The organism is Pseudomonas sp. GW821-FHT09H03 (assembly GCF_059415945.1).
In genome coordinates this window covers 279,315-301,664 of the sequence record NZ_JBWKOF010000006.1, presented here as the reverse complement: position 1 = coordinate 301,664, position 22,350 = coordinate 279,315, and the positions used below count along the sequence as shown (strand labels likewise).

17 protein-coding genes, 1 tRNA gene and 2 pseudogenes are annotated in these 22,350 nt (G+C 60.0%); 10 read left to right on the top strand and 10 right to left on the bottom strand.

Annotation, left to right across the window (positions count from 1 at the left end):
• Positions 1-99: 99 nt before the first annotated feature.
• The 3 genes from codA to AC07OG_RS11125 form a co-directional block, all read right to left on the bottom strand.
• Entirely contained in the window at positions 100-1,344 is a 1,245-nt protein-coding gene (gene codA, locus AC07OG_RS11135; RefSeq protein WP_495067035.1) for a cytosine deaminase, read from the bottom strand.
• A 119-nt stretch (positions 1,345-1,463) separates the two neighbouring features.
• Positions 1,464-1,820: a 6-carboxytetrahydropterin synthase QueD gene (gene queD, locus AC07OG_RS11130; RefSeq protein WP_047527439.1), complete on the bottom strand. Its 357-nt coding sequence runs from the start codon at positions 1,818-1,820 to the stop codon at positions 1,464-1,466.
• A 76-nt stretch (positions 1,821-1,896) separates the two neighbouring features.
• A complete protein-coding gene (locus AC07OG_RS11125) occupies positions 1,897-2,976 on the bottom strand; it encodes a patatin-like phospholipase family protein (protein WP_495067034.1) in 1,080 nt (359 codons plus the stop codon).
• A 254-nt stretch (positions 2,977-3,230) separates the two neighbouring features.
• On the opposite strand from AC07OG_RS11125, the gene AC07OG_RS11120 reads away from it, so the two are divergent.
• The 4 genes from AC07OG_RS11120 to AC07OG_RS11105 are packed head-to-tail and all read left to right on the top strand — an operon-like array spanning position 3,231 to position 5,847.
• Positions 3,231-3,539, top strand: coding sequence for a PepSY domain-containing protein (locus tag AC07OG_RS11120; RefSeq protein WP_060539864.1), 309 nt, complete (start codon positions 3,231-3,233; stop codon positions 3,537-3,539).
• Entirely contained in the window at positions 3,539-3,859 is a 321-nt protein-coding gene (locus AC07OG_RS11115) for a PepSY domain-containing protein (protein WP_495067033.1), read from the top strand. Before AC07OG_RS11120 ends, AC07OG_RS11115 begins: the two co-directional genes overlap by 1 nt.
• 3 nt (positions 3,860-3,862) lie before the next feature.
• Entirely contained in the window at positions 3,863-4,531 is a 669-nt protein-coding gene (locus tag AC07OG_RS11110; RefSeq protein ID WP_060539862.1) for a response regulator transcription factor, read from the top strand.
• Positions 4,528-5,847 (top strand): sensor histidine kinase, encoded by a 1,320-nt coding sequence (locus AC07OG_RS11105; RefSeq protein ID WP_060539861.1) that lies wholly within the window; start codon positions 4,528-4,530, stop codon positions 5,845-5,847. Before AC07OG_RS11110 ends, AC07OG_RS11105 begins: the two co-directional genes overlap by 4 nt.
• A gap of 266 nt (positions 5,848-6,113) precedes the next feature.
• Here the strand turns inward: AC07OG_RS11105 and AC07OG_RS11100 are convergent, their stop codons facing one another.
• From AC07OG_RS11100 to AC07OG_RS11090, 3 genes and pseudogenes are all read right to left on the bottom strand, one after another.
• The gene (locus AC07OG_RS11100; protein ID WP_495067032.1) at positions 6,114-7,790 is read right to left on the bottom strand and encodes an MFS transporter; all 1,677 of its coding nucleotides are present in this window, start codon (positions 7,788-7,790) and stop codon (positions 6,114-6,116) included.
• A 309-nt stretch (positions 7,791-8,099) separates the two neighbouring features.
• On the bottom strand, positions 8,100-8,855 hold the full coding sequence (locus tag AC07OG_RS11095; protein WP_371318071.1) for a methyl-accepting chemotaxis protein: 756 nt from the start codon (positions 8,853-8,855) through the stop codon (positions 8,100-8,102).
• A gap of 102 nt (positions 8,856-8,957) precedes the next feature.
• Positions 8,958-10,028: pseudogene (locus AC07OG_RS11090) on the bottom strand (methyl-accepting chemotaxis protein); the annotation flags it as partial.
• Positions 10,029-10,487: 459 nt separating this feature from the next.
• Here AC07OG_RS11090 and AC07OG_RS11085 point away from each other — a divergent pair.
• Complete coding sequence (locus tag AC07OG_RS11085; protein ID WP_495067031.1) at positions 10,488-11,804, top strand: Na+/H+ antiporter family protein; 1,317 nt, start codon at positions 10,488-10,490, stop codon at positions 11,802-11,804.
• Positions 11,805-11,845: 41 nt separating this feature from the next.
• Here the strand turns inward: AC07OG_RS11085 and AC07OG_RS11080 are convergent, their stop codons facing one another.
• Positions 11,846-12,646, bottom strand: a complete 801-nt coding sequence (locus AC07OG_RS11080; protein WP_495067070.1) for a c-type cytochrome — start codon at positions 12,644-12,646, stop codon at positions 11,846-11,848.
• A 615-nt stretch (positions 12,647-13,261) separates the two neighbouring features.
• On the opposite strand from AC07OG_RS11080, the gene AC07OG_RS11075 reads away from it, so the two are divergent.
• The 3 genes from AC07OG_RS11075 (at position 13,262) to AC07OG_RS11065 (ending at position 17,459) form a co-directional block, all read left to right on the top strand.
• Positions 13,262-14,467, top strand: coding sequence for an acetyl-CoA C-acetyltransferase (locus tag AC07OG_RS11075; protein ID WP_495067030.1), 1,206 nt, complete (start codon positions 13,262-13,264; stop codon positions 14,465-14,467).
• Between the two features lie 24 nt (positions 14,468-14,491).
• Positions 14,492-16,636: a 3-hydroxyacyl-CoA dehydrogenase NAD-binding domain-containing protein gene (locus AC07OG_RS11070; RefSeq protein ID WP_495067029.1), complete on the top strand. Its 2,145-nt coding sequence runs from the start codon at positions 14,492-14,494 to the stop codon at positions 16,634-16,636.
• Positions 16,637-16,730: 94 nt separating this feature from the next.
• Entirely contained in the window at positions 16,731-17,459 is a 729-nt protein-coding gene (locus AC07OG_RS11065; protein WP_495067028.1) for an amidotransferase, read from the top strand.
• Between the two features lie 320 nt (positions 17,460-17,779).
• Here the strand turns inward: AC07OG_RS11065 and AC07OG_RS11060 are convergent, their stop codons facing one another.
• From AC07OG_RS11060 to AC07OG_RS11050, 3 genes are all read right to left on the bottom strand, one after another.
• Positions 17,780-18,751, bottom strand: coding sequence for a magnesium and cobalt transport protein CorA (locus tag AC07OG_RS11060; RefSeq protein ID WP_060539853.1), 972 nt, complete (start codon positions 18,749-18,751; stop codon positions 17,780-17,782).
• Between the two features lie 408 nt (positions 18,752-19,159).
• Entirely contained in the window at positions 19,160-19,882 is a 723-nt protein-coding gene (locus AC07OG_RS11055) for a lysophospholipid acyltransferase family protein (protein ID WP_060539852.1), read from the bottom strand.
• A 434-nt stretch (positions 19,883-20,316) separates the two neighbouring features.
• Positions 20,317-21,006, bottom strand: coding sequence for a crotonase/enoyl-CoA hydratase family protein (locus tag AC07OG_RS11050; RefSeq protein ID WP_060539851.1), 690 nt, complete (start codon positions 21,004-21,006; stop codon positions 20,317-20,319).
• Between the two features lie 308 nt (positions 21,007-21,314).
• Here AC07OG_RS11050 and AC07OG_RS11045 point away from each other — a divergent pair.
• Together AC07OG_RS11045 and AC07OG_RS11040 are read left to right on the top strand one after the other, a co-directional pair.
• Positions 21,315-21,404, top strand: a tRNA-Ser gene (locus AC07OG_RS11045).
• Between the two features lie 807 nt (positions 21,405-22,211).
• Positions 22,212-22,337: pseudogene (locus tag AC07OG_RS11040) on the top strand (ISL3 family transposase); the annotation flags it as partial.
• Positions 22,338-22,350 lie beyond the last annotated feature (13 nt).

The window sequence follows — 22,350 nt, the reverse complement described above, 5'->3', positions numbered from 1 at the left end:
CAGCCATCGCGAGCAGGCTCCCACAGGTTTTATGAACGACGTTAAACCACTGTAGGAGCGAGCCTGCTCGCGATGGTACCAATCCTGTCAACGCATACTTCAGCTCAGTCCAGCAAACTCCACCACCGGCATCGTGCGCTTCATCAGCACCTTGCCATCGCGGATCGAATACAACGGCAACCCCTGACTGCGAATCACCTCATAATCACTGTCCGCCGACAGAATCAACAGATTCGCCGGCCGCCCCCGTTCCAGCCCGTAACGCTCGCCCAGGGCCATGGCTCTGGCGCTGTTGTCAGTGACCAGGTCCAGCGCACTTTGCAGGTTGCGAAAACCGAGCATGTGGCAAATGTGCAGGCCAGCTTCGAGCACCCGCAGGATGTTGCCATTGCCCAGCGGATACCATGGGTCGACGATCGAGTCCTGGCCGAAGCACACGTTCATGCCGGCTTCGAGCAACTCGTTGACCCGGGTCACGCCCCGGCGTTTCGGGAAGTTATCGAAGCGTCCCTGCAGGTGGATGCTCTCGGTGGGGCAGGAGACAAAACTGATCCCCGAATGCCCGAGCAGGCGAAACAGCTTGGCGCAGTAGGCATTGTCGTAGGAGCCCATGGCGGTGGTGTGGCTGGCCGTGACCCGAGAACCCATGTCGCGGCTGCGGGCTTCCTCGGCCAGCACTTCGAGGAACCGTGAGTGCGGGTCGTCGGTTTCGTCACAGTGCACATCCACCAGGCAACCGCTGCGTTCGGCCAGGTCCATGAGGAACTTCACCGAACTGACGCCCTGATCGCGGGTGTACTCGAAATGCGGAATGCCGCCGATCACGTCCGCGCCCATGCGAATGGCTTCTTCCATGAGCTCGCGACCATTACGGTAAGACTCGATGCCTTCCTGGGGGAACGCGACGATTTGCATGTCGACCAGATGCCGGCTTTCCTCACGCACTTCGAGCATGGCCTTGAGTGCGGTCAGCTGCGGGTCGGTGACGTCAACGTGGGTGCGCACATGCTGGATGCCGTGGGCGGCCAGGCTCTGGATGGTTTTTTTCGCCCGGGTCTTGGTGTCTTCCAGGGTGATGGTCGCCTTGCGCTCGCCCCAGCACTCGATGCCTTCGAACAGCGTGCCGCTCATGTTCCAGCGCGGCTCGCCCGCGGTCAGGGTCGCATCGAGGTGGATGTGCGGCTCGACAAAGGGCGGCACCACCAGATTGCCGCCGGCATCCAGATCGTCCGGACCCAGGGTCGGGGCTTCAGTCTGGCGGGCGATGCTGCTGATCAGGCCGTCTTTCAGGTGCAACTCATGCAGACCTTCCTGGTTGCGCAGACGGGCGTTGATGATGTGCATGAGCAGAGTCCTTATAGAGATTCCTGGAGAGGATATCCCTACGTTAGCTCGCTGGTGACAATCCCCGCCAGTGGCATTGATCACCGTAGCGCACTGTGGGAGCCAATATGGGAGTTGGACTACTCGCCGCGATAGATGCAGCCGCTGGTGCAGGTCTCGTGGATGCGGATTGCACTGAGTTCCGGCAGCAAAGGCTTGAGTTCAGCCCAGATGAATTTGGCCAGCACTTCGCTGGTCGGATTCTCAAGGCCAGGAATGTCATTGAGGTAGTTGTGGTCCAGGCGCTCATAGAGCGGCTTGAAGATCGCCTTGATCTCGGAAAAGTCGCGAATCCAGCCGGTGTGCGGATCGATGTCGCCGCTCAGGTGGATCGCCACTTTGAACGAGTGACCGTGCAGGCGCCCGCACTTGTGGCCGTCCGGTACGTGGGGCAGGCGGTGGGCGGATTCGAAGGTAAACTCTTTGAAGATTTCCACGGTTGGTTTCAGCTCTGTTCAGGTGGCGATCGCCGCAGCGATGTGGGCAGGCGGCGAGTTTAGCAGTTTGTCCTGACTAAAGGGTCAGCAAGCGCTCGGCAAGTCGACCGTTGGCGGCCAGCTCGAGGAACTCGTCACCCAGGCGCCGGCTTTCATCGATGGTCGCGCGCCAGTATTTCCGCCGGGCCGGGGCGTCGCCCATGAAACGCTTGAAGTCGCTTCGATCTGGCAGTTTGCCGTAGGGCAGGCGGGCCAGGTATTGCTTCGACGGTGCCAGCAACAGCACGTTCTGCAAGCGCTTCGGGCAGGCGCGGCGCCACGGCAAAGTTTTGTCGAACCAGCCGGGAATCACCCGGTCGGTGAAGTGCGGATAGAGCACGATGTCGTCGCCGCTGTAAGGCAGGTCGAGGTGGTAGTCCAGCAGGCCGCCATCGCGGAAGGTTCCGGCGCCGGCCCCCGGCAGGTCCCGCACACCTTCCATGACCATCGGGATCGAGCCCGAGGCCAGCAAGGCCTGGCGCAGGTTGCCGGCGTTCAGGGCAACGAAGCGCGACGGAAAGTCGTTCAGTGCGTTGACCGGTGGCGCCAGGCGCGGGTCGTGGATGATCAGGCGCTCGAAGTGCCGCGCCAGCCGTGCGCGGCCGCGCAGGTTGTCGGCGATCACTGAGGACAGTCCCAGACCCAATCGGCCGCGATGATCTTCCGCCAGCAGGCCGTGGCTCTTGACCACCATGATGTTGAGCCGGTAATCGCTGTTGCTCAGGATCGAGCCGTCGCGACCGTCGAGCAGGTCATCGAGCATGCGCTGCGAGCTCTGGCTGATCTGCGCCATGGTCACGCCTTTGGCGAAGTTCTGCTCGGTGTACAACTGGCCAAGACGGCGGATGCCCTCGGCGGCATCCGGCAGGCAGGCGCTGGCGAAACGCCAGGAACCCACCGATGCGCCGATCAGCGAGCGCTCCCGTGGTGCCGCCGGCAGCCACTCGCCAAACAGCGCCAGGTCCAGACCCTGAATCCCCAGCGCCTTGGGCCCGCCGGCAGCGCCTGGCAGGATGCCGACATCGGCGGCATCCAGGCCATTGGCGCGAATGTGCGCCATGGCCCGGGGGCCGGCCTTGAGGGTGAGGGCAGGGAACTTGATGTGGATGGCGGTCATACCGGTCTCTATGTCTGGCAAGCGGACGGATTATAAAGGGTTGTAACCGATCCCTGTAGGAGCGAGCCTGCTCGCGATGAACCCGAGAGCATCGCGGGGTGTCAGGCTTCCCGCGTCATCGTTGACGATCATCGCGAGCCTGCTCGCTTCTACAGGGGAGGGCGGCGTTGTCAGTGATGGCAATTCAGTTTCAATTAAGTTCATCCCGCTAAGGTGGCTTCATACGCAACATGCAAAAAGTTTTGGAGACACCCATGAAAACCCTGACTGCCCTGTTCACCGCCTGCCTCATCGGCCTGGGTGCCAGCATCGCCCACGCCCGCGACCTGGGGCCTGACGAAGCGCTGAAACTGCGCGACGCTGGTACCATTGTGTCTTTCGAGCAGCTCAATGCCACTGCTCTGGCCCGGCATCCCGGTTCTACCGTCAGCGAGACCGGCCTGGAAGAGAAGTACGGCAAGTATCTTTATCAGGTGGAGCTGCGTGATCGGCAAGGCGTCGACTGGGATCTGGAATTAGACGCGGTCAGTGGGCAGGTACTCAAGGATCATCAGGATCGGTAATGAAGGTGTTTTTACTCAAACGATGCACCGCCGGCTGGGTGGCGCTGCTGCTTCTGGCGTTCTGCTCTGTGGTGATGGCCCGCGACCTGGATCAGGATGAAGCCCTGCGCCTGCGTCAGCAGGGTGTGATCCTGCCCCTGGAGCAATTGCTGCAGCAGGCAATGGGTCGTTACCCCGGGGCGAAGCTGCTGGAAGCCGAGCTCGAAGAAAAACACGACGTCTACATTTATGAAGTCGAGCTGCTGACCCCCGAAGGGGTGGTCCGCGAGCTGGACATTGACGCCACGACCGGCCGTTTACTCAACGACAAGGAAGATTGACCGATGCGCCTGCTTCTGGTGGAAGACCACGTGCCGCTGGCTGATGAACTGATGGCCGGCCTCAATCGCCAGGGCTACGCCGTCGACTGGCTGGCAGACGGTCGCGATGCGGTGCATCAGGGCAGCACCGAACCCTATGACCTGATCATTCTCGACCTCGGCTTGCCGGGATTGCCGGGGCTGGACGTATTGGCCCAATGGCGCTCGGGTGGACTGGCCACGCCGGTGCTGATCCTCACCGCCCGGGATTCGTGGGCTGAACGCATCGAAGGCCTGAAGGCTGGCGCCGACGATTACCTGAGCAAACCCTTTCATCCCGAAGAGCTGCATTTGCGCGTTCAGGCCTTGCTGCGCCGCTCCCATGGTCAGGTCAACCAGCCGACCCTGCAGGCTGCCGGACTGCATCTGGATGAAGGTCGCCAGTGCGTGATCCGTGACGGTGCCGAGATTCAGCTGACCGCCGCGGAATTTCGTCTGCTGCGCTATTTCATGCTGCACCCCGAGCAGATCCTCTCCAAGAGCCACCTGGCCGAGCACCTCTACGACGGTGAAACCGAGCGCGATTCCAATGTGCTGGAAGTCCACGTCAACCACCTGCGACGCAAATTGGGGCGCAGCGTGATCGAAACCCGCCGTGGCCAGGGTTATCTGTTCGGTGGACAAGGCCGGTGAGGTCGATTCAACGCCGCTTGAGCCTGGGCCTGATCAGCGTGATGGTGGTGGTCGGCCTGGTCATGGCGCAAACCAGCCTGTGGCTGTTCGAAATAGGCTTGCAGCGTTACCTCGAAGATGGATTGCGCAACGACAGTGAGAGCCTGCTGCTGGCAATGGTACGTGGGCCGCAGGGTTTGCAACTGGATGAGCGCCACCTGTCGCCGGCCTATCAGCGGCCGTTTTCCGGGCATTACTTCCGCATCGATTTTGCCGACAACCACTGGCGTTCCCGCTCGTTATGGGACCAGGAGCTGCCGCCACTGGCCCAACCCGGATTAAACAGCAACCTGCAGCTAGGTCCGGATGGCCAGCAGTTGTTGGTGTTGCGTACGGACTATCGGCGCCAAGGCCAATCGATCTCCATCAGCGTCGCCCAGGATTACACCCCGGTGCGCGAGAGTTTTCGGCGCATCCGCCAGATCGGTCTGGGCCTTGGCCTGGCCGGGTTGCTGGTGATTTTGCTGCTGCAACGGATCACCGTACGCCGCGCCTTGCGCCCGCTGGAAACTGCCCGTGAGCAGATCGCCCAGCTGCAGCAGGGGCAACGCTCGCAACTCGACGACCGGGTGCCGGTGGAACTGGAGCCACTGGTGGCGCAGATCAACCATCTGCTGGCCCACACCGAAGACAGTCTCAAGCGTTCGCGCAATGCGTTGGGCAACCTCGGCCATGCCCTGAAAACACCATTGGCAGTCTTGCTGAGCCTGGCATCCAGTGAGCAGCTCGACGCGCATCCGCAACTGCGAAAGACCCTCAAGGCACAGCTGGAACAGGTCCAGACGCGGCTCAATCGCGAACTCAATCGCGCGCGCCTGTCCGGCGACGCGCTGCCTGGTGCGCTGTTTGATTGCGATGGGGAACTGCCAGGTTTGCTGGCGACCCTGAACATGATCCACGGCGAACACCTTGAGCTGAGTTACCGCGCACCGACCGGCCTGCAATTGCCGTGGGATCGTGAAGATCTGCTGGAGTTGCTGGGTAACCTGCTGGACAACGCTTGCAAATGGGCGGACGCCGAGGTTCGCCTGAGTGTGGTCGAGACTGTGCAAGGCTTTGAACTCAGCGTGGAAGACGATGGCCCGGGGATTCCCGAAGATCGCCGCGATCAGGTGTTCAGCCGGGGGACGCGGCTGGATGAGCAGACTGACGGGCATGGCTTGGGGTTGGGAATCGTGCGTGACATCGTCGACGCCTGGGGCGGGACACTGTCGTTGCTCGAGAGCGAGTGGGGCGGCTTGAAGGTGCTCATCGAGTTGCCCGCCCGCAATCTGTAGGAACGAGCCTGCTCGCGATGGTCGTCAACGCTGACGCGGGGAGTCTGGTTCCCCGCGGTGTTCTTGAGTCCATCGCGAGCATGCTCGCTCCTACAAGGGATCTGTGGCAGCCTCAGGGCTCGCATTCACTGTAGGAGCGAGCCTGCTCGCGATGGTCGTCAACGCTGACGCGGGAAGCCTGACACCCCCCGGCGTTCTCAGGTTTTTCGCGAGCATGCTCGCTCCTACAGGGGGTCTGTGGCAGCCACAGGCTAAGACCAACGGGCCTATGTATTATTAATCTCCCGATCCTTGGTTTCCGGCAGGAAGAACGTGCCAAGTATCGCCGTCATCACCGCGATGACGATCGGGTACCACAGCCCGTAGTAGATATCCCCCGTGGCCGCCACCATGGCGAATGCCACTGTTGGCAGGAAGCCACCGAACCAGCCATTGCCGATGTGGTAGGGCAGGGACATCGAGGTGTAGCGGATGCGCGTCGGGAACAGCTCCACCAGCCAGGCGGCAATCGGGCCGTAAACCATGGTCACGTAGATCACCAGGATGGTCAGCAACAGCAACACCATCGGGTAGTTGGTCTTGGCCGGGTCAGCTTTTTCCGGGTAGCCGGCTTCCTTGAGCGCACCGCCAAGGGTCGCGGTGAAGGCGTCGTTGCGGGTCTTGAATTCGGCGGCGGGCAGGCTGCTGCCTTCGAAACTCTGGATCACTTTATCGCCGATGCGCACCTGGGCAACGCTGCCCGGTTCGGCCTTCTCGTTCTTGTAGGGGATAGCCCGCTTGGCCAGCAGGGTCTTGGCCAGGTCGCAGGAACTGGTGAATCTGGCCTTGCCCACCGGGTCGAACTGGAACGAACACTGGTCGGGATCGGCAATGACCGTGACCGGGTTCTTTTCCTGGGCAACGAATACGTCGGGGTTACCGTACTGGGTCAAGGCATGGAAGATCGGGAAGTAGGTCAGTGCCGCGAGGATGCAGCCGGCCATGATGATGCCCTTGCGGCCTATACGGTCGGACAGGCTGCCGAAGATCACGAAGAACGGCGTACCGATCAGCAGTGAGCCGGCAATCAGCAGGTTGGCGGTCTGCGGGTCGATCTTCAACGTCTGCAGCAGGAAGAACAGCGCATAGAACTGCCCGGTGTACCAGACCACGGCCTGTCCGGCGGTACCGCCGAGCAGGGACATGATGACGATCTTGAGGTTGTCCCAGCGGGCGAAGGACTCGGTCAGCGGCGCCTTGGAAGCCTTGCCTTCAGCCTTCATCTTCAGGAACACTGGCGACTCGCTGAGTTGCAGGCGGATATACACCGAGATGATCAGCAGCAGGATCGACAGCAGGAACGGAATACGCCAGCCCCAGGCTTCGAAGGCTTCAGTGCCAAGCAAGGTGCGACAGGCGAGGATCACCAGCAGCGACAGAAACAGGCCGAGGGTCGCCGTCGTCTGTATCCATGAAGTGAAGAAGCCGCGCCTGCCTTTTGGGGCGTGCTCCGCGACGTAGGTCGCCGCACCGCCGTACTCGCCACCCAGGGCCAGGCCTTGCAACAGGCGCAGGGTAATCAGGATGACCGGGGCTGCAACGCCTATGGTCGCATAACCTGGCAACAGGCCGACCACGGCTGTGGAAATACCCATGATCACGATGGTGATGAGGAAGGTGTGCTTGCGCCCGATCATGTCGCCCAAGCGGCCGAACACAATGGCGCCGAAGGGGCGTACGGCAAAGCCTGCGGCAAAAGCGAGCAGGGCGAAGATGAAGGCGGTGGTTTCGTTGACGCCGGCAAAGAAGTGCTTGGCAATGATCGCAGCGAGTGAGCCGTACAGGTAGAAGTCGTACCATTCGAAAACGGTACCCAGTGACGACGCAAAAATGACTTTGCGCTCCTCCTTGGTGATCCCGTGCCCGGACGCGTTGCCCGAGGTTGCATTGTCGATTGCCGCCATGAGGGTTCTCCGTTTTTCTTGTTGTAGGCCGGAGTACCTTCACTGAGTATCTTCGCACCCTGGCCCTGGGGCTGATGTCGTCGGATTACGGGGCTTGCATTCCAGGTTGACGCCAGAAAACGCTGCAAGATTCCATGAAGCATAATCGGCTTGTGGCATATATCCACTTGCCATCATTTTGTTGAGCCGTGCGCAGAAAAAAATGTGGGAGCGGGCTTGCTCGCGAAAGCGCAGTGTCAGGTAGTAGATTTCTCACTGACACTGCGCTTTCGCGAGCAAGCCCGCTCCCACAGGGGCATTTTGCCGGGTTTAAACGCGGAACTGATCCATCAGGCTCTGCTGCTGGTTAGCCAGGCTGTTGAGTGACTGGCTGACCCGCGCGGACTCATTGGCCTGGCCCGACAGTGACTCGGTCACATCGCGGATGGTCGCCACGTTGCTGTTGATTTCCTCGGCCACCGCGCTTTGCTCCTCGGCGGCGCTGGCGATCTGCATGTTCATGTCATTGATCACGGTGACTGCATCGCCGATCTGGCGCAGCGCGGTCACCGCCTGGCTGACCTGCTCGACGCTGCCCTGGGCCTGACGATGGCTGTTGTTCATCGAGCCGACCACATCCTGAGTGCCGCTTTGCAGTTGCTCGATTACCAGGCGGGTTTCTTCCACGGACTCCTGGGTGCGTCGTGCCAGATTGCGTACTTCATCGGCCACTACGGCAAAACCGCGCCCGGCTTCACCGGCTCGAGCGGCTTCAATCGCCGCGTTGAGGGCCAGCAGATTGGTCTGTTCGGCAATGGCGCGGATCACTTCCAGCACCGAGCCGATCTTCTCGCTGTTGGCCGCCAACCCCTCAACCTGGGCCATCGCCGTGCTCATGTCGGCGGCCAGGGTGTCGATGCTGGCGGTGGTGCGGTCGATCACGGTCAGGCCCTGGCGGGTCGCCTGATCGGCGTCCCGTGCGGCATGGGCCGCTTGCGCCGCGCTGCGGGCGACGTCCTGGGCGGTAGCGCTCATTTCGTGGGACGCGGTGGCCACCTGATCGACCTGGCGGTACTGCTGCTCCATGCCGGCGCTGGTCTGGGTAGCGATGGCGGCCGACTGGTCAGCGGTGCTGCGCGCGTCCTGCACCGAGCGCTTGACCTCGGCAATGACCGGCTGCAGCTTGTCGAGGAAACGGTTGAACCAGCCGGCCAGTTGGCCCAGTTCGTCCTGCTTGTCGTAGGCCAGGCGGCGGGTCAGGTCACCTTCGCCGCTGGCGATGTCTTCGAGCATGTGCGCCACGCCGAGGATCGGCCGGGTGACGCTGCGGGCCATTAGCCACACCAGCAGCAAACCGATCAAGGCCGCCAGGGCGCCAAGGCCGAGTTCGACCAGGGTGCCGGCGGTGTTGCTTTCATCCAGTTGTTGTTTCAGGGCTTCGGCGCGGCTGACCAGGACTTTCTCCGGCACGTCGAGCAACACGCCCCACGACTTGCCACCGGGAATCGGCTGGAACGGCGCCAGCACTTTCAACTGCTGCTGACTGTGCAGGCTGGTGGTCTTGCTGCTGGAAGCGAGCAGGCTCAGCAACTGTGCGCCACTGACCTTGTCCACGGCCTCCAGGCGCTGGCTGAGCTTGCTGGTGTCCGGGCTGTAGCCGGCGAGCAAACCGGCAGGGCTGATGATGCTGACGCTGGTCTGGCCGTCATAGAGTTTTTTGCTTGCGCTCTGGCTGAGGCTTTGCAGGCTGTCGAGGTTGATGTCCACCGACAGCGAGGCGATGACCTTGCCATTGACCATCAGCGGAAAAACGATGCTGGTCATCAGCACGTTCTGGCCGTCGATCTGATAGAAGTAGGGTTCAATCACGCAGGGCTTGAGCGTGGTGCGCGGGCAGGTGAACCAGGCATTGGCCGGCTCGCCGCTGGGGCCGGTTCTGGTGTCGGCCAGTTCATTTTCCGGCAACGCCATGGAGGTCACCTTGCCCGGCGTCGGTTGCGACCAGTACAGCGCAAAACGGCCTTTGTCGTTGCTGCCCAGCTCCGCCTGGCCGCTGAACAGTTCATCCTTGCCGTCCAGCGCGTTGGCTTCGAATACCAGAGACAGGCCCAGCAATTCAGGGTTGGCCTGCAGGGCCGCCTTGACTTGGCGGGTCAGGTCTTCGCGCAGGTCGAAGGCGTCGAGAAAGCGCTTCTCGGCCTGCTCGCGCAGAAACAGCACCTGGCGCGAAAAACCGTGACCATATTGATAGGCGTCCATGAACTGTTGGCGAATCCCCAGCGCCTGGTTTTCACTCTGGGATTCGATCCGGGCTTGAGCCGCTTCAGTCAGCATCTCCATGCTCGAGGCTTTCACCAGCTCGGAGCTGTGCTCCATGCGATAGAGTGAAAGACCGACCAGAAGGGTCACGATACCCGCCAGGCACAGGCCGGCTAGCAGGGTGATTTTCCATTGAATGGAAAGGTGTCTGAGTGACATGGCGGCGTCCTTTATTCGATAAATATCTAAGACTTTGCCCTTTAACGGCCTCAAAACAGCTTTCTTGAGCTACAAGCTGCAAGCTGCCAGTGAAAAACACACACGCTTGCACCTTCGCACTTGCAGCTTGTCGCTGCTTCATTCAAAGTGCGCGCCCTCTAATAAAACCCATTACTTTTTCCGCTGGCGGCTCATGCAGACTGCCGGACGGACTCTTTCCGTTTGTCTCGAGGTAGTGAAATGAATGCAGTGATTGCCGCGGTCGGCATCATGCTGATCCTCAGCCTGTCCCGCGTGCACGTGGTGATCGCGCTGATCGTGGGCGCATTGGTGGGCGGGCTGACCGGCGGCCTGGGCATCGACGCGACGCTCAAGGCGTTCAACAGCGGCCTGGGTGGCGGTGCGACCGTGGCATTGTCCTATGCGCTGCTCGGCGCCTTCGCCGTGGCCATCGCCAAGTCCGGCCTGGCCCATGCCCTGGCGGACAAGGCCTTGGCGATGGTTGAGCGGCAGCACGCCAGCGGTGGCCGACAGATCAAGTGGCTATTGATCGGGCTGTTAGGTGCGGTGGCTATCGCCTCGCAGAACATTCTGCCGATTCATATCGCCTTTATTCCGTTGCTGGTCCCGCCGCTGTTGTACGTGCTGACCAAGCTGCAACTGGATCGCCGCCTGATCGCCTGTGTGATGACTTTCGGTCTGATCACGCCGTACATGTTCCTGCCAGTGGGCTTCGGCAACATCTTCCTCAATGAGATTCTGCTGGCCAATGTCGCCCGCAGCGGTGTGGACATCAGCGGGATCAACGTGACCCATGCCATGGGCATTCCGGCACTGGGCATGGTGGCAGGCTTGCTGATCGCGTTTGTCAGCTATCGCAAGAAGCGCGTCTACGACCTGGCAAAGATCGAGCAGGTCGAGCAGGTGGCGGTGCAATACAACCCGCTGAGCCTGATGGTGGCTGGGGTGGCGATTGCCGCCGCGTTCGTCATTCAGTTGCTGCTGGACTCGATGATCATCGGTGCGCTGACCGGCTTCCTGATCTTCTCGGTATCGGGCATCGTCAAATGGCGCGACACCGATGATCTGTTCACCGAAGGCATGAAGATGATGGCGATGATCGGTTTCATCATGATTGCCGCCTCGGGGTTTGCCGAAGTAATGAAGGCTACTGGCGAGGTGCAGACCCTGGTCGAATCGTCCGCCTCGTGGATCGATCACAGCAAAGGCGTCGGCGCCTTGCTGATGTTGCTGGTGGGGCTGCTGGTGACCATGGGCATCGGCTCGTCATTCTCCACCGTGCCGATTCTGGCGGCGATCTTCGTGCCGCTGTGCGTGCAACTGGGCTTCAGCCCGCTGGCGATCGTCTGCATTGTCGGCACTGCCGGTGCGCTGGGTGACGCCGGTTCGCCCGCCTCGGATTCGACCCTCGGCCCGACTTCCGGCCTGAACATCGATGGACAGCACCATCACATCTGGGACACCGTGGTCCCGACCTTCCTGCACTACAACCTGCCGTTGCTGGTGTTTGGCTGGGTAGCGGCGATGGTGCTGTAGCAAGGTTGGGTATTGTGTAGCTCTTAAAGGGCTGCGGCCGGTCAGGGTTTCACCTTGCGTCCGGCCATATGCTGCAAATACCCCACCAGCATCTGCAGATCCTGATCCGGCAGGACCTGCACCGTAAATCCGGGCATTTTCGCCTGCGGCCACTGGCGCAGACTCTGTGGATCACGGATATAGCGCTTGAGGAAGTCCGCCCCGAAGTATTCGGTCGGGCTGAACGGAATATTCAGGTCCGGCCCGAACTGCGCGTCCCCGGCACCGTTCAATCGATGGCACGCCAGGCAGTTCTTCTGAAACAACGCGAACCCCTTGTTCACCGGATCGTCGGCCTTCAATGCCGGATCAGGCAGCAGGGCAGGGAAGCGCTCGGCCACAGGCGCCATGCGCTTGATGCTGGCGACCTGATATGGCCACTGTTCGGGGCTGATATTGCCGGCCTCTGGGTCGGTCCAGACCAGATAGAAGGGCCCGGCACCAGGTTTGCCCGCTGACAGGGGTGGCCAGGGTTGGGCCGGGTCTTCAACCGCCAGCCAGGCCCGCGCACCCTGGGAGTTGAGCAAAGGCGCCGCGGCCATTTCCGCGGCAAAACCGTCCAGTGCCACGGCCTGCAGATGGTCCTCGGGCGTGATGCCTTGCAAGAGCGCCGAAAGGGGTACGGCGCGATAGCTCATGTCCCGCTTGTAGGAGACGTCGTTGCGGATGTTGATGGTTTGAACCTGGGGATGCTTGAGCAACTGCTCGGTCTGCCAGGTGCGACTGTTAGCGCCCAGCTCCAGATTCAGCTGTGCGGCATACAGGGGCGTGCCGATCAGCAGGGCCCCGAGCAGTATGAGCATTTTCAATGGATCGCCGTCCGTGTCGTGAAAGTGCGAAAAAGATTGGCACAGTCACGCAGGCCCCGATAGCGGGCCAGTCACATTTTCAACGTGGCAATACAAATAACCGTGACGCCGTTTTTTCCAGCAACTAGCCGAGCACCTTGGTCAGGTTCGGCAAGATCAATAACAGCGTGGTGGCGAAAAGGATGAGTCCGGCTTGACGCACTTTTGGTTGTTTGAACATGGCTTGACCGCCTTTTTTGTTATTAGTTGATGCCTGCCCCAATTGCTCCACACGGCAGTGCGTTGCACATCCTGTAACGACGAGCGCCTCGGCAAAACCCGACGACAACTTCGTACAACTTCACCTTAGAGCCCGCGTCACGCTTGGTTTAGATCCTTTTCGTATGTTTTAAGTACTAATAGCTTTAAAAAAAGCATGAGGCATATTGCCAGCAACATGCGCGCCCGTTAGCTAGACAGCTTGGCGTCCTGAAACGGTTCATCCGCGGACCAATGACCGTCCGTCTGAGCGTGCACGTCAACGTCAGTGAGCGTTGCGGTCATTGAATCGATGCGGGCTCGGAATAAGGTGGAAGCCTGTTCTTCATCACCATCAGGTTCGAGGACGTCATGACCCAGGCTTTGATTTTCGACGCATTACGCACGCCCCGTGGCAAAGGTAAGGCCGATGGCGCGCTGCACAGCGTCAAACCGGTGAATCTGGTGGCAGGTTTGCTCACCGCACTGCAACAGCGCACTGCCCTGGACACCAGCCAGGTCGATGATGTGGTGCTCGGTTGCGTGACGCCGATCGGCGATCAAGGCAGCGACATCGCCAAGACTGCGGCTCAGGTGGCTGATTGGGACGTCAGCGTGGCCGGGGTGCAGATCAACCGGTTCTGCGCCTCGGGGCTGGAGGCGGTGAACCTCGGCGGCATGAAAGTGCGTTCCGGTTTTGAGGACCTGGTAGTGGTCGGTGGCGTCGAGTCGATGTCGCGGGTGCCGATGGGCAGCGATGGCGGTGCCTGGGCACTGGACCCGGCAACCAACCTGCACAGTCACTTCACCCCTCAGGGTGTGGGCGCCGACCTGATCGCCACCCTTGAAGGCTTCAGCCGTCAGGACGTCGATGCCTATGCGCTGCATTCCCAGCAGAAAGCGGCGCGGGCCCGGGCGGATGGCTCGTTCAACAAGTCGCTGGTGCCGGTGCAGGACCAGAACGGCATCATCCTGCTCGATCACGATGAATTCATTCGCGCCGATTCGACCCTGGAAGGCCTGGGCAAGCTCAAGCCGAGTTTCGAGATGATGGGGCAGATGGGTTTCGACGCGACCGCGCTGAGGGTCTACAGCCATGTAGAACGGATCAATCATGTCCACACTCCCGGCAACAGTTCCGGGATCGTCGATGGCGCGGCCTTGATGCTGATCGGCTCCGAGGCCAAGGGCCGGGCGCTGGGCTTGCAGCCACGGGCGCGAATCGTCGCCACGGCGGTCACCAGTACCGACCCGACCATCATGCTCACCGGCCCCGCGCCGGCTACCCGCAAGGCGCTGGCCAAGGCCGGGCTGCGGGTCGAAGACATTGACCTGTTCGAGGTCAATGAGGCGTTCGCGTCCGTGGTGTTGAAGTTTATCAAGGACATGGCCGTCGACCCGGACAAGGTCAACGTCAATGGCGGCTCCATCGCCATGGGCCACCCGCTGGGCGCCACCGGCTGCGCGATCCTCGGCACATTGCTCGATGAACTGGAAACCCGGCGCCTGCGTTACGGCCTCGCGACTCTGTGTGTCGGCGGCGGCATGGGAATTGCCACCATCATCGAACGCCTCTGAGCCCGCCATTCAAGGAAAAGTGACATGACCCAAGCCATTCGTTACGAAAAGGACCAGGATCGCATTGTTGTCCTGACCATCGACATGCCGGGCCAGAGCGCCAACACCATGAATGCCGTGTACCGCGAGGCCATGGCTGACTGCGTCGCGCAGCTGGTGGCCGACAAGGACGCCATCGCCGGCGTGATCATCACCTCGGCGAAGAAAACCTTTTTTGCCGGCGGCGACCTCAATGAACTGATCAAGGTCGGCAAGCCCGAGGCCAAGGCCTTCTACGACATGGTCCTGACCCTCAAGGGGCAGTTGCGCACCCTGGAGACCCTCGGCAAACCGGTGGTCGCGGCGATCAACGGCGCGGCCCTGGGTGGAGGCTGGGAAATCTGCCTGGCCTGTCATCACCGGGTGGTCGTGGATCATCCGTCGGTGCAGCTTGGCCTGCCGGAAGTGACTCTCGGTCTGCTGCCGGGTGGCGGCGGAGTGGTGCGCATGGTGCGCATGCTCGGCCTGGAGAAGGCCCTGCCTTATCTGCTCGAAGGCAAGAAGGTGCGGCCGCAGCAGGCGTTGCAGGCTGGGCTTGTCGATGAGCTCGCCACGGACCAGGATGACTTGCTGGCCCGGGCACGGGCGTGGATTCTCGCCAATCCGGCGGCGGTGCAGCGTTGGGATGTGAAGGGTTACCAGATTCCCGGTGGCACGCCATCGAACCCGAAAGTCGCGCAAATGCTTGCCATTGCGCCATCGATCCTGCGCAGCAAGACCCAGGGCACGATGCCTGCCCCGGAGAAAATCCTCTGTGCCGCGGTCGAGGGTGCCCAGGTGGATTTTGACACGGCGCATCTGATCGAAACCCGTTACTTCACCGAACTGACCATCGGGCAAATATCGAAAAACCTGATCGGCACCTTCTGGTTCCAGCTCAACGAAATCAATGCCGGAGGCTCGCGACCCCAGGGATTTGCACCCTATGTCACGCGCAAAGTGGGCGTGCTGGGTGCCGGGATGATGGGCGCCGGTATCGCCTTTGTCAGCGCATCGGCAGGGGTGGAGGTGGTGCTCAAGGACATCAGTCTCGCCGCCGCCGAGAAGGGCAAGGCGCATTCGGCGGCGTTGCTGGACAAGAAAGTCGCGCGCGGCCAGATGAGCGCCGAGCAGCGCGAGGCGGTGCTGGCACGCATCCAGGCGAGCGAAAGCGATGCCGACCTGGCCGGTTGCGATCTGATCATCGAAGCTGTGTTCGAGGACCGTGAGCTCAAGGCCAAGGTCTCCCTGGCCGCGCAGCAAGTGGTCGGTGCCGACGCCGTGATCGCTTCCAACACCTCGACCTTGCCGATCAGCGGCCTGGCCACCGCCGTACCCGACCAGAGCAGGTTCATCGGCCTGCATTTCTTCAGTCCGGTGGAAAAAATGCCATTGGTGGAGATCATCAAGGGCGCCAACACCAGCGATGAAACTCTGGCTCGCGGCTTTGATTTTGTCCTGCAAATCAAGAAAACCCCGATTGTGGTCAACGACAGCCGTGGTTTCTTCACCTCGCGAGTGTTCGGCACCTTTACCAACGAAGGCATCGCCATGCTCGGCGAAGGCATCAGCGCGGCGATGATCGAAACGGAAGCACGCAAGGCCGGTATGCCCATCGGGCCCCTGGCGATCTCCGACGAAGTGTCCCTGAGCCTCATGAGCCACATTCGCCAGCAAACCGCCAAAGACCTGCAGGCGCAAGGCACGCCGCTGCAAGAGCATCCGGCGTTCGCCGTGATTGACTTGCTGCTCAATGAGTACAAGCGTGCAGGCAAGGCTGCCGGAGGGGGTTTCTACGAGTACCCGGCCGGTGGCCAGAAGCATCTGTGGCCGGAGCTGAAAACCCGCTTCGAGAAAGCCGACGGGCAGATTTCACCCAAGGATGTGCGTGATCGCCTGTTATTTGTGCAAGCCATCGAAACTGTGCGTTGCCTGGAGGAGGGCGTGCTGACCTCAACGGCGGATGCCAACGTCGGCTCGATCTTCGGCATCGGCTTCGCCGCCTGGACCGGTGGCGCACTGCAATTCATCAATCAGTATGGCGTGCAGGATTTTGTCGCCCGCGCCCAGTATCTGGCCGGGCAGTACGGGGATCGATTCGCACCGCCTGCGCTGTTGCTGGAGAAGGCGGCCAAGGGCACGGTGTTCTAAGGGGAGGGGACACATTGCGGGGCTTGCCTTGTCACCCTGTTTCAAGGCAGGCTCTGGGGTGTGCATTATTCCCATCACGTGTCAGGTATTTTTTATGTCGTTACGCATCTGCATTCTGGAAACCGACATCCTGCGTCCGGAGTTGGTTGACCAATATCAGGGCTACGGGCAGATGTTCAAACACCTGTTTTCGCAGCAACCGATTGCCGCCGAATTCACCGTCTACAACGTGCTGCAAGGTGAATATCCAAGTGATGATCTGACCTTCGACGCCTATCTGGTGACAGGCAGCAAGGCCGACTCCTTCGGCACCGACCCGTGGATCGAAACCCTACGGGCCTATTTGATGACCCGCTACGAGCGTGGCGACAAACTGCTGGGTGTGTGTTTCGGCCATCAGTTGCTGGCGCTGCTGCTCGGTGGCAAGAGCGAACGGGCGACTCAGGGCTGGGGCGTCGGCACACACAACTACAAACTGGCAGCCAAGGCACCATGGATGAGTCCGGTGCGCGAAGAACTGACTCTGTTGATCAGTCACCAGGATCAGGTCACCTCATTGCCGGAAAATGCCACAGTGATCGCTTCCAGCGATTTCTGCCCTTTTGCCGCGTACCACATCAACGATCAGGTGTTGTGCTTCCAGGGCCATCCTGAGTTCATTCACGACTATTCCCGGGCATTGCTGGAGATACGCCAGCAAGTACTGGGCGAGCCGGTCTACTCCAAAGGCATTGCCAGCCTTGAGCAGGAGCACCATGGCACCACGGTGGCCGAGTGGATGATGCGGTTTGTGGCGCATAAACCACAGTCAGAAGCTGTTTAAAGGCAAACGCCGCTCCCACATGGGAACGCGGTCAACTGTAGGAGCGAGCAAGCTCGCGATGGACTCAAGAACACCGCGGGGAACCAGACTCCCCACGTTATCGTTAACGACCATCGCGAGCCTGCTCGCTCCTACAGGGGTATGCGGTCAACTGTAGGAGCGAGCAGGCTCCGGGCGGCGTTCCGACGATGGACTCAAGAACACCGCGGGGAACCAGACTCCCCACGTTATCGTTAACGACCATCGCGAGCCTGCTCGCTGCTACAGGAAAGCCGGCCAGGCACAATGCCTGGCAACGCCATCCAAGCCCTCGCCTGGTTCTAAAGCCAGCCGGACTTCTTGAAACTCGCCCACAACCCCACGCACCCCACCGCAATAAACCCCAGCACCCCGAAGTACCCGTAGTGCCAGGTCAGCTCCGGCATGTTCTGGAAGTTCATCCCGTAAATCCCCGCGACTGCCGTCGGAAACGCCAGAATGGCTGCCCACGCCGCGAACTTGCGTTGCACCACACTCTGACGCGACGCCTCCAGCAGCACCCCGATTTCGATCGTCTGGCTGGCAATATCCGCCAGGGTCGTCAGATCTTCCATCTGCCGGGTCACGTGAATCTGCACATCGCGAAAGTACGGACGCATGTTCTTGTCGATGAACGGGAAGTTGAGTTTTTGCAGTTCCTCACCGATTTCTACCATCGGCGCGGCGTATCGGCGCAGGCGCAGTACATCTCGACGCAGGCCGTGGAGTTTCTGGATATCGCGCTCATTCAAAGCACTGCACAGGACGTTGCGCTCCAGTTCGTCGATTTCGGCATGAATCGCTTCGCCCATGGGCTGGTAGTTTTCGATCACGAAGTCGAGCAGGGCGTAGAGTACGAAATCTTCCCCGTGCTCCAGCAGCAGCGGGCGCGCCTCACAGCGCTGGCGGACATAGGCGTAGGATGCTGAGTGACCGTTGCGAGCGGTAATGATGTAGCCGTTGCCGGCAAAGATATGTGTCTCGATGAACTGGAGTTTGCCTTCGTTGCGGATTGGCGAGTACGTGACAATGAACAGCGCATCGCCGAAGGTTTCCAGCTTGGGCCGGCTGTGTTTCTCCAGGGCATCTTCAATGGCCAGTTCGTGCAGGTTGAACTGGCGTTGCAGGTTGGCCAGCTCCTGGGCGTCTGGCTCTTCGAGACCGATCCAGACAAAGTGATCAGGCTTTGCAGCCCAGGCCGCGCCTTCGTCGAGGGTGATATTGGTGACTTTTTTACCAGCGCTATAAACCGCAGCAGCAACAACTCTACCCATGATGGTGGTTCACTTCTTGGTGGCAGCTATGTAAGCAAAGATGACAGTGGCAGGCCGTAGTCAGCTTAGCCGGGTCTGGTGTTTAAGAGTCAGTAAAATCTGTGGAGTTCGCGGGTGGTGGGGGGAATGTTGATTGTGTATATAACCGTTTCTGCGCAAACGGCTACTGGGAGTGAGCCTGCTCGCGATGGCGGTAGGTCAGGCGACATTGATGGTGGAAGTGCCGGCCTTATCGCTGGCAGGCCAGCTCCCACAGCTTTTGAGTGGCCGCTCGATCCCTGTGGGAGCGAGCTTGCTTGCGATGGCGGTGGGCTAAGCCCTATGGTTACTTTGGGCCCGCTCTATGGGCGGAACCGCCAGTAGCCGTTATCGCAGAAATGGATTTGTACTTTGAACCAGCGGATTTCTTCAGGCGGCCTGCAACTGCCGATCCATCGATTCAATACACTCACGCATCTGCTCACGACACTGGTCAATCAGCAACGGCATGTCATCCAGGCTCAACCCGGCCGTAGGAATCGCCGGCAACGAGCGAATCAGAATTTTCCCGCTATTCCAGCGGTTCAAGCGCATGTGCTTGACGTAACTGCTCACACAAACCGGCACGATCGGCACCCCGGCGGCGATTGCCATCTGAAATGCGCCTTTCTTGAACGGCAACAACTCTTCACCCAGATTGCGCGTACCTTCCGGAAAGACCCAGATCGAGGTGTCCTTGTTCTGCAGGGTATGGGTGGTGGTCAGCATCGATTGGCGCGCCTTCTGCGCATTGCCACGGTCGATCAGCACATTGCCGGCCAGCCAGAACAATTGTCCGAAAAGAGGCACCCATTTCAGGCTCTTTTTGCCGATGCACACGGTGCGGCGCGGCACCACGTTGCCGAACACGAAAAGATCGTAGTTGGACTGATGATTGGCGATGATCACGCAGCTGTCGGGTTTGTCTATCAGGGGCCCGACCTCGGCCTTCACCCGCAGGCGCAAAATGCACATGGCCGGCCATGCGTACAGGCGCGCGCACAGTCGGCTGTTGTCCGGGTTGAACGGCCGGCACAGGCCGAGAATCACCCCGAGCACACCAGCCACGATAAAGTGCAGCCCCATCAACGACATACGCAAAACAAACAGCATTTACAGGCCCCACCGGGACAAAAGGTGGCGCAGTGTACGGATGTGCACTGTTTTCGGCAATTGCCGTTATAGAGCTGGGAGATGGCCGATGTTTGTACGCATGTTTCCGACTTGTTGGTCAGCTGCGAAGTAGAGCGGTTCCAGGCTTATAAGTAGCACCTGCAAGAAAAAAGCCCGACACGACGGTCGTAATGCTGTTCACTTAAGCTGGGGCACACACATGTGGCGAGGGGGCTTGCCCCCGTTCGGCTGCGAAGCAGTCGTAAAACCATTGCACACGGTGTATTTGGTACGCCTCGGTGGCAGGTTTTGGGGCCACTTCGCGGCCCAACGCGGCGGTCCGACAAGCCCCCTCGCCACAAGGTGTATTGCCCCGCTTAAGTGAACAGCATTACGACACGACGGTCGGGCTTTCACTGTGTCAGCTTTACGGCTTAAACCAGGTGTTCCTGATCCAGACGGATAGCGTTATCCAGGGTTTCCAGCAAGGCTTTGCGCACTTTGAGCTTGGTATTTTTGTGCGCCGTCATGTTGATTTTTTTCAGCTGACGAGCCGCTGCCAGCGCGGCACCCTGCAACTCCTCGGCCGTGACCACGACGTCAAGGAAGCCGGCATCCACTGCGCTCTTGGGAGTGAACATTTCACCGTTGATCACCGAGCGGTGGAACGCCGCCTTGCTCAGTCGATCGCGGGCCAGCTCGATCCCTGCGTGGTGCATGGTCATGCCGATCTGCACTTCATTCAATCCGATGCTGAACGCGCCTTCGACACCAATGCGATAGTCGGCTGACAACAACAAAAAGGCGCCCTTGGCCACTGCATGCCCAGGACATGCCACGATCACCGGGAATGGATGCGACAACAGACGACGGGCCAGCGTCGAGCCAGCGGTCACCAGGCTCACGGCTTCTTTAGGACCGGCAGTCATCACCTTCAGGTCGTAGCCGCCGGACAGAATGCCCGGCTGCCCGGTAATGATCACTACCGCACGATCAGTCACCGCCTGATCCAGCGCAGTATTGAACGCAGCAATCACGTCCGGGGAGATGGCATTGACCTTGCCGTTACTCAGGGTCAGGGTCGCGATACCGTCTTCGAGATGGTAGGAAATCAACTCACTCATGACGCCATTCCTTTCAATAAAGATGGGCAGACGTTACCCACCGCTGCAGGCCAGGTAAAGCGCCGTGACTGACCCGCCAGTCACCCTTTCCCCGCCTATCTGAGGTAGCCCGCCGCGCCGGCCGTGCTTTGCTCTCTATATAAAGGAGGGCGTGAAGACGGAGATTGACCGGTTTGCCATGTCCCTGATTGCCCGCAAATGGCGAATTGCGTTAAGCGCATGAAAATTCTCAAAAAAATGTTTGCCATCGGAAAAGCTTTCGACTACATTAGCGCGCCTCGACAGACAGAACTTGTTTGAAGAGATACGGTGAAGTGTCCGAGTGGCTTAAGGAGCACGCCTGGAAAGTGTGTATACAGGAAACTGTATCGAGAGTTCGAATCTCTCCTTCACCGCCAAATTTATACCTAAAGGCCCCGTTTTTACGGGGCTTTTTTGTGCTCGCTGTATTTTGTTCCCCCATTTGTTCCCCCATCTGGATTTCGAGGAGTTTCTTTCCTGGGAGGCCGGTCGATGTTTTCCGCTGTAAACCTATCTATCGTCACGGCGTGTGGTATTTGCATCGATTCGAGTTGCAGGTAGTCTTTTCGGCACGTGTTCTTGCTTCAGCTCAGATCAACCTTTCACTAACAACGTCATGTTTAAACGCAATGAGGTTGAGCGACCGCTTGATTCCCTTCATCCGCTTTTTGACCTCTCGATGTGCATCAGCCTCATCGCCATTGAAGGGGGGGATTGGTTTCCATCGACGATTCCCACATCACTAGCAGTTCCACGTGACGTACTAGGTGCTTCATCGCCTCGTCCAGTTGGCGTTTGAGCATGGCGTTCGTTTGTTTGGCCGCTTCCCGTTGAAGTCGTGCGGTTTCCTTTGACATATCAACATACCGGGCGACTGTTTTATCTACAGCCCTTGGATTCACAGGCGTCCAAGCTTCCTACACATGAATCTAAAAAATCCAGCCACTTAAGTCGCTCTGCCACCGATGCGTACTCGAACTCAGGTGTCACCCAAGTTTTTGCTGTTCGACTCGTAGAGGCGGTTTTTCGGGATTCAAAGGGCGCCCCTTTTGCACCGGATGTATGAATCCATAGCGTGCCTGTATTTTTGCCATTGCTTGAGGCAGCTGCGCGGCCGGCGGGACTGTCAGGGAGTTGTAGGGACTTTATGGGACGTTTGCAGGGGACTTGTCAGGCCGGCGGGTAACCGGTTGCGCCACGACAAGCCGGCTCGCAAGGTCATCAAGCAGGCGCGATGGCTGTTGCTGCGCAATCCGCAGAATCTGAAAACGCCGCAGCAACAGGTTCACTTGCAAGATTTGTTGGCGGCTACCGGGATAGCGA

Coding starts and splice junctions, on each gene's coding strand:
- codA (WP_495067035.1), bottom strand. CDS start 1,344: ATGCACATCATCAACGCCCGTCTGCGCAACCAGGAAGGTCTGCATGAG.
- AC07OG_RS11125 (WP_495067034.1), bottom strand. CDS start 2,976: ATGACCGCCATCCACATCAAGTTCCCTGCCCTCACCCTCAAGGCCGGC.
- AC07OG_RS11120 (WP_060539864.1), top strand. CDS start 3,231: ATGAAAACCCTGACTGCCCTGTTCACCGCCTGCCTCATCGGCCTGGGT.
- AC07OG_RS11115 (WP_495067033.1), top strand. CDS start 3,539: ATGAAGGTGTTTTTACTCAAACGATGCACCGCCGGCTGGGTGGCGCTG.
- AC07OG_RS11110 (WP_060539862.1), top strand. CDS start 3,863: ATGCGCCTGCTTCTGGTGGAAGACCACGTGCCGCTGGCTGATGAACTG.
- AC07OG_RS11100 (WP_495067032.1), bottom strand. CDS start 7,790: ATGGCGGCAATCGACAATGCAACCTCGGGCAACGCGTCCGGGCACGGG.
- AC07OG_RS11095 (WP_371318071.1), bottom strand. CDS start 8,855: ATGGAGCAGCAGTACCGCCAGGTCGATCAGGTGGCCACCGCGTCCCAC.
- AC07OG_RS11085 (WP_495067031.1), top strand. CDS start 10,488: ATGAATGCAGTGATTGCCGCGGTCGGCATCATGCTGATCCTCAGCCTG.
- AC07OG_RS11080 (WP_495067070.1), bottom strand. CDS start 12,646: ATGCTCATACTGCTCGGGGCCCTGCTGATCGGCACGCCCCTGTATGCC.
- AC07OG_RS11075 (WP_495067030.1), top strand. CDS start 13,262: ATGACCCAGGCTTTGATTTTCGACGCATTACGCACGCCCCGTGGCAAA.
- AC07OG_RS11070 (WP_495067029.1), top strand. CDS start 14,492: ATGACCCAAGCCATTCGTTACGAAAAGGACCAGGATCGCATTGTTGTC.
- AC07OG_RS11065 (WP_495067028.1), top strand. CDS start 16,731: ATGTCGTTACGCATCTGCATTCTGGAAACCGACATCCTGCGTCCGGAG.
- AC07OG_RS11060 (WP_060539853.1), bottom strand. CDS start 18,751: ATGGGTAGAGTTGTTGCTGCTGCGGTTTATAGCGCTGGTAAAAAAGTC.
- AC07OG_RS11055 (WP_060539852.1), bottom strand. CDS start 19,882: ATGCTGTTTGTTTTGCGTATGTCGTTGATGGGGCTGCACTTTATCGTG.
- AC07OG_RS11050 (WP_060539851.1), bottom strand. CDS start 21,006: ATGAGTGAGTTGATTTCCTACCATCTCGAAGACGGTATCGCGACCCTG.